Here is a 16,059-nt window from a genome sequence, read left to right on the forward strand (position 1 = left end):
CACCTTTGTGGTTTATGGCTGGTAACGGCTAAGTATTTGCGGCAAATTCGCTCGACTCATCTAAAATCTGCATAATTACTCGATCCGTTTCGGTGGCGTTTGCCGTAAATGGTCGCTACTCAATTCTTGATTTTAAAAGCACAAAACTCATGTCTCACAGTAATTCGGCCTCAGCCATCATTTATGCGTTCGCCGCCAATCTGGGCATCGCCTTGACCAAAACCGGCGCGGCAGTCTGGACCGGCTCCGGCTCGCTGCTGGCGGAAGCCATTCATTCCTTTGCCGATTGCGGCAATCAGGTCTTGTTGTTTATTGGTATGAAACGCTCGGCGCGGGCAGCAACGCAGCACCATCCCATGGGCTTTGGCCGGGAAGCGTATATCTGGTCGATGATGGTAGCGATTACGCTATTCTCGGTGGGCGGATTATTCTCGATCCACGAGGGTTGGTTGCGTTATCACGAACCGCATACCGTGGAAAACGCCGGTATGGCTTTGGCGATATTGGCTATCGCCGTGGTTTTGGAAGGATTTTCGTTGCGCGCTGCCTTGGCAGCGATGGAAAACGAGCGTGGCGAACGGGGCATTTGGCAATGGTTTAAAGAAACTCAATCCAGCGAATTGATGGTGGTGATCGGCGAGGACTTGGCCGCGCTGCTTGGCTTGGTGATAGCCGCGGCGATGCTGGGTTTGACTATGCTTACCGGCAATTCAGCCTACGACGCGGTTGGCTCGATGTTGATCGGCGCATTGTTGGTGGTAGTGGCGGTGTTAATCGGCCGAGAAGTGCATTCTTTACTGCTCGGCGAAGCCGATGTCACGATTCGCGATGCAGTGCAAAGCTATCTGGAAAAACAAGGCTGTATCAACCGTGTGCTGAATATTTGGGCTGTTAGCCACGGCAGCCAAGTGATGCTGGCGATTAAAGCCGAATTGCTGGCGGATTTAAGCGTGGGGGAAGCTGTTGAATTAATTAACGGAATGGAAAAACAGATCAAAATCGACCATCCTCGCGTGAATTGGGTCTTTTTCGAAATCGATAATTCTGATTAAATAATACAGTCAAATGTTTAGGCCACATATCTGGAGCAAAGTAATAACTTGAGCACCCTACCGAAAACCCGTTTAGCGCTACTTTCTCTAGCTTGCCTAATGTTGCAGAGCGCTCCTGCGGCCGCCAGATACGCGGCAATCGTGATCGACGCCGACACGGGCCGCGTGGTCCACGAAACCGAATCTACCCAACGCTGGTATCCGGCGTCATTGACTAAGGTCATGACTATTTATTTAACGCTGTCGGCATTGGAAAATGGCCGTCTGCGACTGACCGATACCGTGTTTGCGTCAAAACACGCCGCCTCGCAACCGCCTTCCAAACTGGGTTTGCGCACCGGCCAAAGTTTGACGGTAGAACAAGCCATCATGGCCGTCACCACCCGTTCCGCTAACGATGCGGCGGTGGTGCTGGCGGAAAAACTGGGCGGCACGGAAAGCAATTTTGCGACGATGATGACCCAGCAAGCACGAACCCTGGGCATGTACAACAGCTCGTTCGAAAACGCCAGCGGCTTGCCAAACGACGGTCAAATCAGTAGCGCCCGCGACCTGGCTTTGTTGTCTGCCGCCTTGATTCGCGATTTCCCGCAACATTATCATTATTTTTCGGCGACGGAATTTAACTACAAAGGGCGGGTAATGCCCAATACCAACCGCATCCTGAAAAGCTATCCGGATGCCGACGGTCTGAAAACCGGTTTTACCTGCGGCTCCGGCTACAACCTGATCGCCTCGGCCAAACGCAACGGCCACCGCTTGATCGGCGTGTTATTGGGCGCGCACAGCAGCGGCGAACGCTTTGAACAAATGGGCAATCTGTTGGATATGGGCTTTGCCAATAGCGAAAAAGGTCTGTTCGGCGAACATATTTCGCAATTGAAGGATTACAGCGCCCTGCCGCCGCCGTTTCAATTATCGTCCAACCGTTGCGCCGGCAGTGCGGAACAAATGGGCGCCGACTCCGGCAGCAGCCGATATGAGCCGATTCGAATAAATGCGCCTTACAACAGCCGCCGCGAAAAACTCACGCAATTGGCGCAAGCCAAGCCGCAAAGCCACGGCAGCGTTTGGACGGTTAGCATGGGCAGTTATCCGAGAAAAATCGATGCCGATGTCAATCTACAGCGTGCGCGTAATGCTCTTGGTCCGTTAGCTAAATCCGGGCGGGCCGGCATCGTCAAAACCAAATCAAAAGGCAGCACTGCTTGGCGAGCCCAATGGACCGGCTTACAACAAGACGACAGTCAGGATTTTTGTCGGCGCTTGCGCGCCAAACGCATGGATTGCAGCGCCTCGCCACAACCCAGAACAAGTTTGGCGACAGCTTCCAACCCAACCAAGCAGCTACGCCGCGTCAGCCAGCGTAAGTCGTAATTTATACCTCAGTAATGGGGCGGACGCTCGTCGACCGCTCCGGCTTGGCGATCATCCAGCGCCAGGCTTTTGATCTTGTCGTGCAGCAATTTACAGGTTTCCTCCAGTTTGCCGATTTGCTTTTGCTGGTCTGCCACCACTTGGTTCAAGGCCTGAATCAAATCTTCCTGGTACGCTTGTTTGATCTCCAATTCGATGAATCTCTCTTCGCTCATGGCCTCGCCCGAAAATCTGTAAATTTGCCATTCTAATCGAAAATCTCGGCAGTTTTGCCCCCATGTACTCGCACAGCTTCTATAAACTCGCTATCATTGATAAGTCATCAACATAGCGAGGATGCAACTATGGCAACCATTACAGATCCGGTCATTGGCCGTTGGTATAAAGACCTGGAAAGTAATCTCACCTTCAAGGTCGTAGCGATTGAAGGTAACGACGAATCGGTGGAAGTGCAATTCGCCAACGGCGACTTGGGCGAGTACGACAACGAATCCTGGTATGGTTCCACTATCGATTATATAGAAGACCCGGAAGACTGGAGCGCACCCTTCGACGATCTGGAAGCCGACGATCTTGGCTACACCGATCCTGATCGCCACGCCCGCCCGGATGCGGAAGATTTGGATATTAGCGATTTGTTGGATTGAGATAATTTATGAGAATGACCCCGCAACAATTTTTGGATTGGGAATCCAAAAGCATCACTCTGCTGGCGATGTCCGGCGCCGGCAAAACCACCCTCTCGGCCAAGTTGCCTAGGGATAAGTGGTTTCATTACTCGGGCGATTACCGTATCGGCACCAAATACCTGGAAGAGCCGATTCTGGACAACATCAAGCAGCAAGCCATGGGTGTACCGTTTTTACGTGACTTGCTCAAATCCGATTCCATCTACATTTGCAGCAATATCACCGTGGAAAACCTGGCGCCGGTGTCCAGCTTTCTGGGCAAAATCGGCGATCCGGCCAAGGGCGGCTTGTCGCAAGCCGAATTCAAACGCCGCCAAGCGCTGCATCATCAAGCCGAAATCGCGGCAATGAACGACGTGCCCGATTTCATCCACAAAGCCGAAGACATCTACGGCTACAAGCACTTCATTAACGACGCCGGCGGCAGCGTTTGCGAACTGGATTGCCCGGAAGTCCTGGAAAACCTGGCCAAACACACTTTAATCGTCTACATCAAAATTCCGCCTGCCTTGGAACAAACCATCATAGACCGCGCCAAACAAGACCCAAAACCCTTGTATTACCGGCCGGAATTTGTCGATGAAAAACTGAACCAATTTATGGCTGAGCACGGTTACAGCTCTACAGACCAGATTCCACCCGACGAATTCGTCAGCTGGGTGTTTCCAGAGCTGTTCAAAGCCCGGGTGCCGCGCTACGAAGCGATTGCCGCCCAGTACGGCTACACCATCAGCGCCGACGAAACCGCCAAAGTTAATAATGAAGACGACTTTATCCGTCTGATTGCCGAGGCGATTGCCCGGCAACAATCCTGAGACCGTTCTTGTAATGCCGCTAGTTGCCCATACCGATTTACCCACTTTTCAGCGTCTGTACGAAGAAGGCGAAGAAATTCTCAGCCCGGACCGCGCCAGCCATCAATCAATCAGAGAATTGCATATCGGCTTGCTGAATATCATGCCGGACGCAGCCCTGGAGGCCACCGAGCGCCAATTTTTCCGGCTGGTCGGCGCCTGTAATCAGATCGCGCAGTTCCATGTACATCCGTTTACGATAAACGGCCTGGAAAGAAGTCCGCAAGCCCAGGAACATATTCATAGGTTCTACGAATCCTTTGAGCAAATTAAACAGGATGGCCTGGACGCCCTAATTATCAGCGGCGCCAATGTCACCCACGACCATTTGCAGGAAGAGGATTTTTGGCAGCCCCTGACCGAAGTGTTCGAATGGGCCACGCAAAACGTCACCTCGGTACTTTGCTCTTGCCTGGCTACCCATGCATTCATTCAGCATTGTTACGGCGTGGAGCGCACTCGTCTGCCGGCCAAACGCTGGGGCGTTTTTTCGCACAAGGTGGTCGATAGACAACATCCTCTGGTCGCGGAAATCAATACCCGCTTCGACGTGCCGCATTCGCGTTTCAACGAAGTATTTCAGCGCGACATGGAGACACACGGCTTGCAGGTATTGGTAGCCAGCGAAACTGCCGGCGTACATCTGGCGGTCAGTCCGGATGGCTTTCGCATCGTCTTCTTCCAGGGCCACCCGGAATACGACGACATCAGCCTGCTCAAGGAATACAAGCGCGAAGTGCTTAGGTTTTACCATGGCGAGCGCGACGATTATCCGCCCTACCCCGAGCACTATTTCGATAGCGAAGTGCAAAGCCTGCTAGCCGACTATGCAGAGCACGTCAAAGCCGCCAAACTCGATGGCAGATCGCTGGAAGCCATGCCGGAAACACAGATCACCGCGCATCTGGACATCACCTGGCGAGACTCGGCCAAGGCCGTGTTCAATAACTGGCTGGGGAAGGTTTATCAGATTACCAACGAAGACCGCCGGGTACCGTTCATGGACGGCATCGATCCTGATAATCCGCTGGATTTGTAATGCATCAAGGCTTTCTGAACCAAGCTATCGCCTTGGCCTGCGAGAACATCGAAAACGGCGGCGGGCCGTTCGGCGCGATTGTGGTCAAAGACGGCAAAATTATTGCCGCTAGCGGAAATCGGGTCACGCCGGATCTGGACCCGACCGCGCATGCCGAAATTGTGGCGATTCGGCTTGCGTGCCAGAAACTAGGCGATTTTCAATTAAGCGATTGCACACTCTACACCAGCTGCGAGCCTTGCCCAATGTGCTTGGGCGCCATCTATTGGGCAAGACTGCAGGCAGTTTATTTCGCCTGCGACCGTTTTGACGCCGCTAAAGCCGGGTTCGACGACGGTTTTATTTATACCGAAATCGACAAACCCGCCCAACAACGGCGGATCGCCATGCAACAGCTAGGGCTAGACGCCGCCAACCGCCCTTTCGAATTGTGGCGGATCAAAACAGATAAAATTCGCTACTGAGCGGCAGCGGGCTGCTCCGCCGGTTTAGCGGCTTCTTCGCCTTTGATTTTAAGTAACCAGCCATCCTGGCCCAGACAACCGCTTTCCAGTTTACTTTCCGCTGATTTAGCGGTGATATGCACTCGGGCAAACCCCGGAGTCAATGGCGGCAACTTGGCAGACACAAAATAAAAGGTCTTTTTATCCACCACATTGACTTTCATTTTTTCGCCACGCGCTTCGGCTGTCACAGTCAAAGGATCAGCGTTGTGGGAGACATGAAACGAGACATCTGAACCCGCATCGACCTCGGTTTTTTGCTCGGGCACAAAATCCCGGAATTTCGGCCTTTTACACTCTTTTAACCTTTCTTCTTCATCCGGCGACAAAGCCAGCGCCGCACTTGAAAACACCATAGCACTCAGTAAGCACGCACCTCTCCAGCGATTTGACAATTTCATGACTACCCTCTTGTTGTTATTGTAATGTTGGAAACGCCGGTCAATGCGGCACCTCCTTAAAATACCAGCACTTTGAACTTTAATCAGTTTTCTTGCTTTGTTCAATATTTGCGCCTTTTACCCACCATACTTGCGGTTTTAAACTTCTACCCCATCGCCGCCGAGAACATGTAAAATCGCCGCCTTTCCCTTTTTCATTCACAGACATGACGAATTTCAGAGGCACCACCATTCTTTCCGTCAGACGCGGCGACAAAGTCGTGATCGGCGGCGATGGCCAAGTCACCCTGGGTAACACCGTGATGAAGGGCAATGCCCGTAAAGTCAGACGCCTGTATCACGACAAAGTGATCGCTGGCTTTGCCGGCGCCACCGCAGATGCGTTTACCCTGTTCGAACATTTTGAAGGCAAGCTGGAAAAGCATCGCGGCAATCTGACCCGCGCCGCCGTGGAAATGGCCAAAGACTGGCGCACTGACAGAGCCTTGCGCAAATTGGAAGCCTTACTGATCATCGCCGACAGTAAAACCTCACTGGTGATTTCCGGCACTGGTGACGTGATCGAACCGGAATACGACTTTATTGCTATCGGTTCCGGCGGCGCGTTTGCGCAAAGCGCCGCCCGCGCTCTACTGGAAAACACCGAACTGAGCGCGCGCGAGATCGTCGAAAAGTCCCTGGGCATTGCCGCCGATATTTGTATCTATACCAATCACAATCTGCGTATCGAAGAATTAGACGCCGAACCACAACCGGCACAAGAGTAAAACCATGAGTCAAATGACCCCCAGAGAAATCGTCAGCGAACTGGACAAACACATCATTGGCCAAGCCGCAGCCAAACGTTCCGTCGCCATTGCCCTACGTAACCGTTGGCGCCGCAGCCAAGTTGCCGCCGAACTGCGCGACGAAATCACCCCGAAAAATATACTAATGATAGGCCCCACCGGGGTCGGCAAAACCGAAATCGCCCGTCGTCTGGCGCGCTTGGCCAACGCCCCATTTATCAAAATCGAAGCCACCAAATTCACCGAAGTGGGTTATGTCGGGCGCGATGTGGAATCGATTATTCGCGATTTGATCGATAGCGCTGTGAAATCCACCCGCATCTCGGCTATGGAACGCGTGCAAAACCGCGCCGCTGATGCCGCTGAAGAGAAGGTTCTGGACATTCTATTACCGCGCGCCGAAGGCGGCATGCTCTCGGAAACCGAGGAATCGACGCGGCAGAAAATGCGCAAAAAATTGCGTGAAGGCGACTTGGACGACAAGGAAATTCAAATCGACGTCGCCGCACCAGCAGTAGGTGTGGAAATCATGGCCCCACCGGGCATGGAAGAAATGACCAGCCAGTTGCAAGGCATGTTTCAAAATCTGGGCAGCGGCCGCACTAAAACCCGCAAATTAAAAATCAAGGATGCCTTGAAACAATTGCAGGAAGAAGAAGCCGGCAAACTGGTCAACGAAGAAGAAATCAAGCAGACTGCGCTAGAAGCTGTCGAACAACACGGCATCGTGTTTTTGGATGAGATCGACAAGATTTGCAAGCGCTCGGAAATGGGCGGTGGCGAAGTCTCCCGCGAAGGCGTGCAACGCGATTTATTGCCGCTGGTAGAAGGCAGCACCGTCACCACCAAGTACGGCATGATCAAGACAGATCATATTTTGTTTATCGCTTCCGGTGCATTTCATTTGACCAAACCGTCCGATCTGATCCCGGAATTGCAAGGCCGCTTCCCGATTCGGGTGGAATTGAATGCCTTGAGCGCGGACGACTTCGTGCGCATTCTGACTGAACCTGACGCGTCGCTGACCGAGCAATATCAGGCACTGCTGAAAACCGAAGGCGTCGATGTGCAATTCAGTGCGGACGGTATCAAACGCATCGCCGAGTTGGGTTGGCAAGTCAACGAAAAAACCGAAAACATCGGCGCCCGCAGATTACACACCATTCTGGAAAAGCTGTTGGAGGATATTTCCTTCGACGCCCCGGACCTGGTCGAAAAATCCATCAATATTGACGCCGCTTACGTGGATGCGCATCTGATGGAACTGGCCGACGACGAAGACCTCAGCCGGTATATATTGTAATTATGCGCGTAAAAATCACCCCCACTCATCGCGTCCCGACCGAAATTAAGTTGCACAAGGTTTCGGCGATCCTGGAAATTCATTTCGACGACGAGAGCATTTACGAACTGCCCAGCGAATATCTGCGGGTGTTTACTCAATCGGCGGAAGCGGTCGGCCACGGCCCCGGCCAGGAAACCCTGCAAATCGGCAAGCAAGACGTCACGATCACCGACATCCAGCCGGTGGGCAATTACGCGATCAAGCTGGTGTTCAGCGACGGTCACGACACCGGCATTTATAGCTGGGATTTGCTTTACAAACTGGGTTCGGATTTCCCGCTTTTGTGGTCGAATTATCTGGAAGAATTGAAAGCCGCCGGCCTCAGCCGCCGCTCGCCCCTAACCAATTAAAGAACATCATGACAAACGACAATACCACCCATTTTGGTTTCAAACAGGTTCCCAAACAGGAAAAAGTCGCCCTGGTGCGTGGCGTGTTCGACTCAGTTGCCAGCCAGTACGATGTCATGAACGACTTGATGTCCATGGGTATCCACCGCATCTGGAAACGAGTGGCCGTGCAATTGGCTAACGTTCGTGAAGGCGACAGCGTGCTGGATTTGGCCGGCGGTACCGGCGATTTGACCAAGCTGTATGAAAAACGCGTGGGCAAATCCGGCCAAGTCGTTTTGGCGGACATCAACGCGGCGATGCTGCGCACCGGCCGCGACCGACTGATCGACCATGGTTTGAGCGGCAATATCCGCTACGCCCAAGTCAATGCCGAATGCCTACCATTTGCCGACAACACCTTCGACTGCGTGACCATCGGCTTTGGTTTACGCAACGTCACCGATAAAGACGCCGCCTTGCGGTCCATGTACCGGGTATTGAAACCGGGCGGCCGCGTCATCGTGCTGGAGTTTTCGCATCCCATCGATCCGATTACCGAAAAAGTTTACGATTTTTACTCCTTCAATCTGCTGCCGAAAATCGGCGCGATTGTGGCTAAAGACGAAGACAGCTACCGTTATCTGGCCGAGTCGATCCGCATGCACCCGAAACAGGACGAACTGAAACAAATGATGGAGAATGCCGGCCTGGAACGTTGCGAATATTTCAACATGACGCAAGGTATTGTTGCGGTGCACAGAGGTTATAAATTTTAAGCATCCTTCTCGCCGACCTGACAACGGAGGAAAGCCCATGGCCCTGAAACAGTCTCAGCATTACATCAGCGAAGCCGAATATTTGCAGGGCGAGATGATCAGTGACGTAAAGCACGAGCTGATTGATGGCGAAGCTTATGCGATGGCCGGCGCCAGCCGTAACCATAATTTATTGGTTAGCAATATTGTGCGAATGTTTGGCAACCATTTGCAAGACGGTCCCTGCGCGACTTTTTCGTCCGATTTAAAAATCAAGGCTGCGGCTAATTTTTTTTATCCCGATGTCATGGTGGTCTGCGCCGATGAAAACGGCGACGAATACTACACCGAAAAGCCGACCATTATCGTTGAAGTACTGTCCAAGGCCACCCGTCGCATGGACAAATCCACCAAACTCGCGGCCTACAAAGCCTTGCCCAGCCTGCAAGAATATGTGCTGATCGAACAGGATTTTGTCGATATCGAAATCTTACGCCGTTCGACGCACTGGCTATCGGAACACTACTTCCTCGGCGACAGCTTGACCCTGGAATCAATAGACCTAACCATGACAGTCAGCGATTTATACCACCGCGTTAATAACGAAGACATGCAAGAGTTCCTGCAACAACAGCAAGCAAAGTCACAGTAATGTCGAGCAGCGTTAAGTCATTATTTCTCGCCAGCCTCGAAGCCGCGCTAAATCGGTATTTGACCCTGGACGAGCATATCGAGCAATATCTGACGCCGATGGCCGGAAAAGTCATAGAACTGCGAATCGACACTTTCAGCAGCAGTCTGTATCTCTGCCCTAGCTCACAAGGCATACAAATTCTGGAAAGCTATCCGGGAGCTGTCGATGCCACGCTGAGCGGTTCTCTATCGGCATTGGGATTGATGGGCCTAAGCGCAGCGCCGATGCGTTCCCTGTTCAAAGGCGAAGTTCGCATCGAAGGCGACACCCAACTCGCGCGCCGTCTGCAAAGGCTATTCGAAAAACTGGACATCAATCTGGAAAGCAAAATTGCCCGCTACACTGGCGATGCCTTTGCCCAGCGCCTGGGTAAGTTGTTTCGCGGCAGCCGCGACTGGACGCAACATAGCTTGACGACTTTTCGCTTAAACCTGGAAGAGTTTCTGCAAGAAGAAACCCGCGAGTTGCCGGCCAAATCGGAAGCCGAGTTAATCTTTCGAGAAATCGACACTTGCCGCAGTGATTGCGACCGCCTCAGCGCCCGCCTCGACCGCCTGGAAGCCTTGACCCAACCAACATCTGCGCCTCAATAACAAGGACCTGCCCGTGATTCGCCCGAAAATTCTGATGCGCCTCATCCATATCAACTGGGTGATGATGTTCCATGGCTTGGATGAAATTGTTTTAAAAACCCATTTATTTCGCCCTATCCGTTATATCGCGTTTTTGTCGCCGAATTATTGGACCAGCAAAGCTCGCGAACCGCGCGGTGCGCGTATTCGTAAAACCCTGGAAGACCTGGGACCGATCTACGTCAAATTCGGCCAAACCCTGTCGACTCGCAAGGACTTGCTACCTGAAGACATCGCGGAAGAACTGGTCAAACTGCAAGATAAAGTGCCGCCGTTTTCTGCAGAGACCGCCCGCAAAATCATCGAACAACAGCTGGGGCAATCGATAGAAGAGGCCTTTGCCGAATTCGATCCGCAACCCTTGGCCTCGGCGTCGGTGGCGCAAGTGCATACCGCCACGCTGAACACAGGCGAAAAAGTCATTGTTAAAGTCTTGCGCCCGGACATCGAAGACAAAATTCATTCCGATGTGGGCTTGTTGTACGAACTGGCGCGGCTAGCGGAACGCTTTTGGAGTGATGCTCGCCGGTTGCGGGCAATGGAAATCGTCGCCGAGTTCGAAAAGACCATTCTCGACGAACTGGATCTGGTGCGAGAAGCCTCCAACGCCAGCGCCATCCGCGCCAATTTCAAGAATTCCGAGATGCTCTACATCCCGGAAATTCATTGGCCACTGACCCGCCGCAAAGTGTTGGTGATGGAGCGCATCTACGGCATCCCGGTTGGCGACATCGAGGCCCTGCGCAAAGGCAATGCGGATTTCAAAAAGTTAGCTGAGCGCGGCGTGGAGATTTTCTTCACCCAAGTGTTTCGCGACAATTTTTTCCATGCCGACATGCATCCGGGCAATATTTTCGTGCAATTGCCGGACAAGTATCTGGCTGTGGATTTTGGCATTGTCGGCAGCCTGTCCAGCACCGACCAACGCTATCTGGCCGAAAATTTCCTGGCGTTTTTCAACCACGATTACCGCCGCGTGGCGCAAATGCACATCGAATCCGGCTGGGTGCCGGCTTCGACGCGGGTGGAAGAATTCGAAGCAGCGATCCGCAGCGTTTGCGAACCGATTTTTGAGAAGCCGCTGAAAGACATTTCTTTCGGCTTGCTGCTGCTCAGACTGTTTCAGACCGCCCGCCGTTTCGACATGGTGGTGCAACCGCAATTGGTGTTACTGCAAAAAACCCTGCTGAATATCGAAGGCCTGGGCCGCCAGCTTTATCCCGATCTGGATCTGTGGCAAACCGCCAAACCCTTCCTGGAAAACTGGTTTAAACAACGGGTCGGACCAACGAAAAAGATCAAGGAGCTGTTCGCCAAATTCCCGGAAATCGGCGAACAAATTCCGGAAGTGCCCGGCCTGATATTCCAAGCCCTGCAAAGCGCCGCACACATGGAGCAGCAGTTGCAACAGCAACAGAAAGATATGCTGGAGCTACGTAAACAACTGAAGCGAAATAATACCCGCACGTTGCGGGCTATTCTCAGCGCGGCGGTGTTGATTGCGGCGGCGATAGTGTTGCAGTCGCCGTTGTTGGGGGGGTGAGTGGTTGGTTTTTTTCTCAGGGCGGAATCTAGCTTGCTTTTTACGCTGGCGAGGAACATGGACAGAAGGCAATAAACTTTACATAGAAAAGGCTTATATAGGGAAAAGATCATTAGTAGTAGATTTACAGTTAACCATCAAATTACTTGCTAGTGCCTCAGTGACCAAGCCTCTCTTCATAGTTGGAACCGATCATAAATACCAGCACAGGAGCTGCGAGCTCACTGAGCTTCAACATGAGGACTTCGAGAGATATATCGGAGGAATCGTTCTCGAAAAGAAAATAGCGCTCTTGGCCGAAGAGAACAACGAGCAATTCGTTCAAGAAAATGGGTTAGCGCAGTCCACCATCCAGAAACTTGCCAAAATCCATTCTGTAGAACATCTCTTTTGTGAGCTAGATAGAAAGTCGCGCGCTGAGAATGGAATGGAACAGGAAAGTGGGATTCAAATCTCCGGCTTACTTAATGGGCATAGCAAAGAAGAGATCGCGCGAAATATTCAAGAGTCCTATCGCAATAGAGAGGCTTATTGGCTCAAATGCATTTTGGAAAAAGATGTTTGGCCGGTCCTGTTTATCTGTGGCGCAAACCATGCTATCCCTTTTCAAGAGTTGGTGTCGCGCAACGATGCACTTCCCTTGCTCTTGTCCGGGGATTGGAGCAACTGACACGAAGCGTCAATGCTGGGAGCCGCGTAGGATGGGCTCGGTTTTTGTACCCACGCGGTCAATAGGCTTTCATGTTTGGTGTCGCTAATGCGACGGTTATTTTAATGTCGGGTCTCGGCCCGACAGCCGAGATACTTTTCTTTGCTTGTCCAAAGAAAAGTATCCAAAAGAAAAGACACCCGGATGCCGCTTATTCCCTGCGCTCCTCGCTTTTGAACGGGGTTGCCGAAAGGGGCTTCCTGCCCCTTCGGCAACGCGCCGCATCCCTGCGGCGCCCCTACGGGCCAATCCGTTCAAAAGCTCCGGTGCTCGGCGCGGCATACGGGAGAAAATCATCCCGATTTTCAGTGGCCCTCTGTAGGTCTGGTTAGCGATAGCGTAATCGGACGCATATTGGCAACGCCTCAATCAGTTAGGGCCTGTGCTACCTCGCAAGTGGTCCAAACGAAGTTTCACATATCCCTCGTTCCTCCGAATACGCTTCGCTATTCGGAGCTACACCATCATTCCTCTAAATCCAAAAGAACAGTTAAAGCCCTTTGAACTCGCGACGGGGTTTCCCCGTATGCCGCGCCGAGCACCGATGTTTTTATCGAGAAAAGCCCGAAGGGGCAGCGCATGGATGCGCTGCGTCGGCGGAGGGGCTGGGAAGCCCCTTCTGCCGACCCTCGATAAAAGCCTCGGCGCGCAGGAAACAAGCGGCATCCGGGTGGCTTTTCTTTTGGTGACTTTTCTTTGGCCAAACAAAGAAAAGTTACTCGGCTGTCGGGCCGAGACCCGACATTAAAACAACCGTCGCGTTAGCGACACCTATGAGCAAGCTTTACAAATCGTCCCCCGATTACACTCGCCAATCGCAGTTACCAGTGGAGTTGCACAGACTTTTAAGTGCAATTTACCCCAGTTTGAATTAGCATCGTGCGACCATTTTCTTGAAGCACCCGAACTTTGTACCAGCAATACTTCAATTTCAGCGAATTGCCTTTCTCGATCTCGCCCGATCCGCATTTCATGTTCATGAGCGAGCGGCATCAGGAAGGTCTGGCGCATTTGCTGTACGGCATTAACCGGGGCGGCGGTTTCGTGGCCTTGACCGGCGAGGTGGGTACCGGGAAAACGACGCTGTGCCATTGCCTACTCCAGCAGTTGCCGGATAACGTCGATATCGCCCTGATATTGAACCCCAAGCTAACTGCTTTGGAACTGTTGGCAACCATCTGCGACGAATTGGGCATCCGCCACAACAGCATGCCGATAACGGCAAAAAATCTGATCGATGCCATCAATCACTATCTGCTGACCGCGTATGCCAATGGCCGGCGGACGGTTTTGCTGATTGATGAGGCCCAGAACCTGAGCATGACAGTGCTGGAGCAAATCCGGCTGTTGACCAATCTGGAAACCAGCAAGGCCAAGTTGCTGCAAATCATTCTGGTCGGCCAACCTGAGTTAAACAACATGCTGGCGCGCCAGGATTTGCGGCAGCTCAATCAGCGCATCACCGCGCGCTACCATTTACTGCCGCTCTCCCTGGAAGAGACCCGGGCTTATATTCAACATCGGCTGAGAGTCTGCAAAGGCAACTATCGTTTGTTCAACCCAGCGGCAATCCGCAAGATCTACCAGTATTCGAACGGCGTGCCGCGATTAATCAATATTTTGTGCGACCGAGCTTTGCTGGGCGCCTACGCAACCAATGCAGGACTGATTACGCCGGCGATTATTCGCCGGGCGGCGGCGGAAGTTATGGGCTCGGCCCGGTCTATACCGCGATGGTATGGCGCGGCCGCTTTAGTGTTGTGCTTTGCCGCGGTGATGGGATTTGAGCTTTGGCGTCCGGTTTTATCCTTGTTCAAGCCTGCCAAGCCGGTCGCGACCCAACAAACTGCCTTGCCGGCGCCAGTGACCGCCAAGCTAGCAGTACCCAGCCTCAATCAAATTCTTGAGAATGCGGGACTGACATTGACGGGCGCATTAGCTGAAGCACTGCAAGTTTGGCGGGAACCGGCGCCAGCAGACAAAGCGCTGGACTGCCATGCGGTCGCCGCTCTGGGATTGAGTTGCTTGTCAGGAAAGGCCAGTTGGCAGGAATTGCTGAGCATAGACCGCCCAGCCATTTTGGCGTTTTCAGGCCCTGCCGAGCAAAAGCGCTACGCCTTGTTGATCGGTATCGACCGCGATCATGCTGAACTCCGCGTCAAGGATGATACCCGCAAAATTCCGCTAGCCGAGCTGTTAACGAACTGGGACGGCAATTATCTGCTGCTGTGGCGGCCGCCGCATCCTGGGATCACGGAAATCGCGCCGCTGCAGCAATCCGCAGCTGTGCTCTGGCTGCGCGAACAGCTCGCTAAGATCACCGGAAAACCTGACGGCAACATGGCCTCTCAAATGTTCGATGAAACCCTCAAAGCCGAGCTGGTTGCTTTCCAACGTCGGCAACATCTAACACCCGACGGCATAGCCGGTGCCCACACATTAATTCATCTGGATAACCAAAGCGGAGCCGCTGCTTCGCCCCATTTGGCACTAACCACTCGCTAGGCTTGTTGATATGTCTTACATCTTGAATGCATTACGCAAATCCGAACGAGAACGCCAAGCCATACAGCCGGAGACGGTGACCAGTCGCATCGCTATTCAGCAAACACCCGAGCGGCACAGCCTAACCAAGATCATTGTTGTGTTGGTCCTGATAAACCTGGCGATTCTGACCTATTTTCTGGGCATCGCGCCGCAGCCACCCGCAGACAAAGTGCCGCCGGTCGCCAACATCGAAAAACCATCGCCGTTGCTGGCGAAAACAAATCCGCCGCTTGCACCCGATAGCCTTCCGAAACCGGCTAGGATTTCTTCCGCCCCCAAAATTGAGCAGCCTCGGAATCCTACGCCGGCCCCCGAGAAACTTGCAACTAACGCGAAACAACCGGTCGAGCCGGCCGTGAGGGTTAAACCGCCCGTTGCCCCGCAGCAGTCGGTAAAGCCTATTCCGACCGTAATCGCCCAACCAACGCCAACTAGCAAACCGATTGCCGAGCCGGAACCGCATGCAAGCATGATTCCGCAACAACCTGCGGAACCCGGCGAAGCGGCGGCCAAAAAACCGGAACCCGTCCCAACCGCACGGGTGCAGAACGATTTGCCCACAATACAAGACTTGCCGCCGGAGCTGCGCCAATCGTTGCCCAGCCTACCGATCAATGTATTTAGCTATTCATCAACGCCGGCAGAACGTTTCGTGATGATAGACATGATCAAATACGTACCCGGCCAGACCATCAAAAACCAGTTGGAACTGAAGGAAATAGTAGAGGACGGAATTATCGTCCGTTACGAGGGCCGAGTGTTCAAGATCAAACGCTAATAGCTGCTGACGGAATGCCTA

The 16,059-nt window shown here is 52.9% G+C and carries 18 protein-coding genes; 16 read left to right on the forward strand and 2 right to left on the reverse strand.

Annotation, left to right across the window (positions count from 1 at the left end):
* Positions 1–149: 149 nt before the first annotated feature.
* Both G006_RS0110305 and G006_RS25410 read left to right on the forward strand, forming a co-directional pair.
* Positions 150–1,052 (forward strand): cation diffusion facilitator family transporter, encoded by a 903-nt coding sequence (locus tag G006_RS0110305; protein ID WP_020483106.1) that lies wholly within the window; start codon positions 150–152, stop codon positions 1,050–1,052.
* Between the two features lie 99 nt (positions 1,053–1,151).
* A complete protein-coding gene (locus tag G006_RS25410; protein WP_020483107.1) occupies positions 1,152–2,429 on the forward strand; it encodes a D-alanyl-D-alanine carboxypeptidase family protein in 1,278 nt (425 codons plus the stop codon).
* 8 nt (positions 2,430–2,437) lie between these two features.
* Here G006_RS25410 and G006_RS0110315 read toward each other — a convergent pair whose 3' ends face one another.
* On the reverse strand, positions 2,438–2,644 hold the full coding sequence (locus G006_RS0110315; RefSeq protein ID WP_020483108.1) for a SlyX family protein: 207 nt from the start codon (positions 2,642–2,644) through the stop codon (positions 2,438–2,440).
* 129 nt (positions 2,645–2,773) lie between these two features.
* On the opposite strand from G006_RS0110315, the gene G006_RS0110320 reads away from it, so the two are divergent.
* The 4 genes from G006_RS0110320 to G006_RS0110335 are packed head-to-tail and all read left to right on the forward strand — an operon-like array spanning position 2,774 to position 5,475.
* Positions 2,774–3,076 (forward strand): DUF6763 family protein, encoded by a 303-nt coding sequence (locus tag G006_RS0110320; protein WP_020483109.1) that lies wholly within the window; start codon positions 2,774–2,776, stop codon positions 3,074–3,076.
* A gap of 8 nt (positions 3,077–3,084) precedes the next feature.
* Entirely contained in the window at positions 3,085–3,933 is an 849-nt protein-coding gene (locus tag G006_RS0110325; RefSeq protein ID WP_026146955.1) for an ATPase, read from the forward strand.
* A gap of 13 nt (positions 3,934–3,946) precedes the next feature.
* Complete coding sequence (gene metA, locus G006_RS0110330; RefSeq protein ID WP_020483111.1) at positions 3,947–5,011, forward strand: homoserine O-succinyltransferase MetA; 1,065 nt, start codon at positions 3,947–3,949, stop codon at positions 5,009–5,011.
* The gene (locus G006_RS0110335; protein ID WP_020483112.1) at positions 5,011–5,475 is read left to right on the forward strand and encodes a nucleoside deaminase; all 465 of its coding nucleotides are present in this window, start codon (positions 5,011–5,013) and stop codon (positions 5,473–5,475) included. The genes metA and G006_RS0110335 overlap by 1 nt, the downstream gene beginning before the upstream one ends.
* Here G006_RS0110335 and G006_RS0110340 read toward each other — a convergent pair.
* The gene (locus G006_RS0110340; RefSeq protein ID WP_152428846.1) at positions 5,469–5,915 is read right to left on the reverse strand and encodes a hypothetical protein; all 447 of its coding nucleotides are present in this window, start codon (positions 5,913–5,915) and stop codon (positions 5,469–5,471) included. The genes G006_RS0110335 and G006_RS0110340 overlap by 7 nt on opposite strands.
* A gap of 206 nt (positions 5,916–6,121) precedes the next feature.
* Between G006_RS0110340 and hslV the strand changes: the two genes are divergently transcribed.
* From hslV to G006_RS27070, 10 genes are all read left to right on the forward strand, one after another.
* Complete coding sequence (gene hslV, locus G006_RS0110345; protein ID WP_020483114.1) at positions 6,122–6,682, forward strand: ATP-dependent protease subunit HslV; 561 nt, start codon at positions 6,122–6,124, stop codon at positions 6,680–6,682.
* 4 nt (positions 6,683–6,686) lie between these two features.
* On the forward strand, positions 6,687–8,006 hold the full coding sequence (hslU, locus tag G006_RS0110350; RefSeq protein ID WP_020483115.1) for an ATP-dependent protease ATPase subunit HslU: 1,320 nt from the start codon (positions 6,687–6,689) through the stop codon (positions 8,004–8,006).
* 2 nt (positions 8,007–8,008) lie between these two features.
* A complete protein-coding gene (locus G006_RS0110355) occupies positions 8,009–8,398 on the forward strand; it encodes a gamma-butyrobetaine hydroxylase-like domain-containing protein (RefSeq protein WP_020483116.1) in 390 nt (129 codons plus the stop codon).
* 8 nt (positions 8,399–8,406) lie between these two features.
* The gene (ubiE, locus tag G006_RS0110360; RefSeq protein ID WP_020483117.1) at positions 8,407–9,156 is read left to right on the forward strand and encodes a bifunctional demethylmenaquinone methyltransferase/2-methoxy-6-polyprenyl-1,4-benzoquinol methylase UbiE; all 750 of its coding nucleotides are present in this window, start codon (positions 8,407–8,409) and stop codon (positions 9,154–9,156) included.
* A 37-nt stretch (positions 9,157–9,193) separates the two neighbouring features.
* Positions 9,194–9,787 (forward strand): Uma2 family endonuclease, encoded by a 594-nt coding sequence (locus tag G006_RS0110365; RefSeq protein ID WP_020483118.1) that lies wholly within the window; start codon positions 9,194–9,196, stop codon positions 9,785–9,787.
* A complete protein-coding gene (locus G006_RS0110370; protein ID WP_020483119.1) occupies positions 9,787–10,422 on the forward strand; it encodes a ubiquinone biosynthesis accessory factor UbiJ in 636 nt (211 codons plus the stop codon). Before G006_RS0110365 ends, G006_RS0110370 begins: the two co-directional genes overlap by 1 nt.
* A 13-nt stretch (positions 10,423–10,435) precedes the next feature.
* Entirely contained in the window at positions 10,436–12,004 is a 1,569-nt protein-coding gene (gene ubiB, locus G006_RS0110375; RefSeq protein WP_026146956.1) for a ubiquinone biosynthesis regulatory protein kinase UbiB, read from the forward strand.
* A 4-nt stretch (positions 12,005–12,008) separates the two neighbouring features.
* On the forward strand, positions 12,009–12,674 hold the full coding sequence (locus G006_RS0110380; protein WP_020483121.1) for a hypothetical protein: 666 nt from the start codon (positions 12,009–12,011) through the stop codon (positions 12,672–12,674).
* Positions 12,675–13,622: 948 nt separating this feature from the next.
* Positions 13,623–15,218 carry an ExeA family protein gene (locus G006_RS0110390; RefSeq protein WP_020483123.1) on the forward strand — a complete coding sequence of 532 codons (1,596 nt, stop codon included), beginning with the start codon at positions 13,623–13,625 and terminating at the stop codon, positions 15,216–15,218.
* Between the two features lie 10 nt (positions 15,219–15,228).
* Positions 15,229–16,038: a general secretion pathway protein GspB gene (locus G006_RS27070; protein ID WP_020483124.1), complete on the forward strand. Its 810-nt coding sequence runs from the start codon at positions 15,229–15,231 to the stop codon at positions 16,036–16,038.
* Positions 16,039–16,059 lie beyond the last annotated feature (21 nt).

The organism is Methylomonas sp. MK1 (assembly GCF_000365425.1).
Taxonomy (GTDB): domain Bacteria; phylum Pseudomonadota; class Gammaproteobacteria; order Methylococcales; family Methylomonadaceae; genus Methylomonas.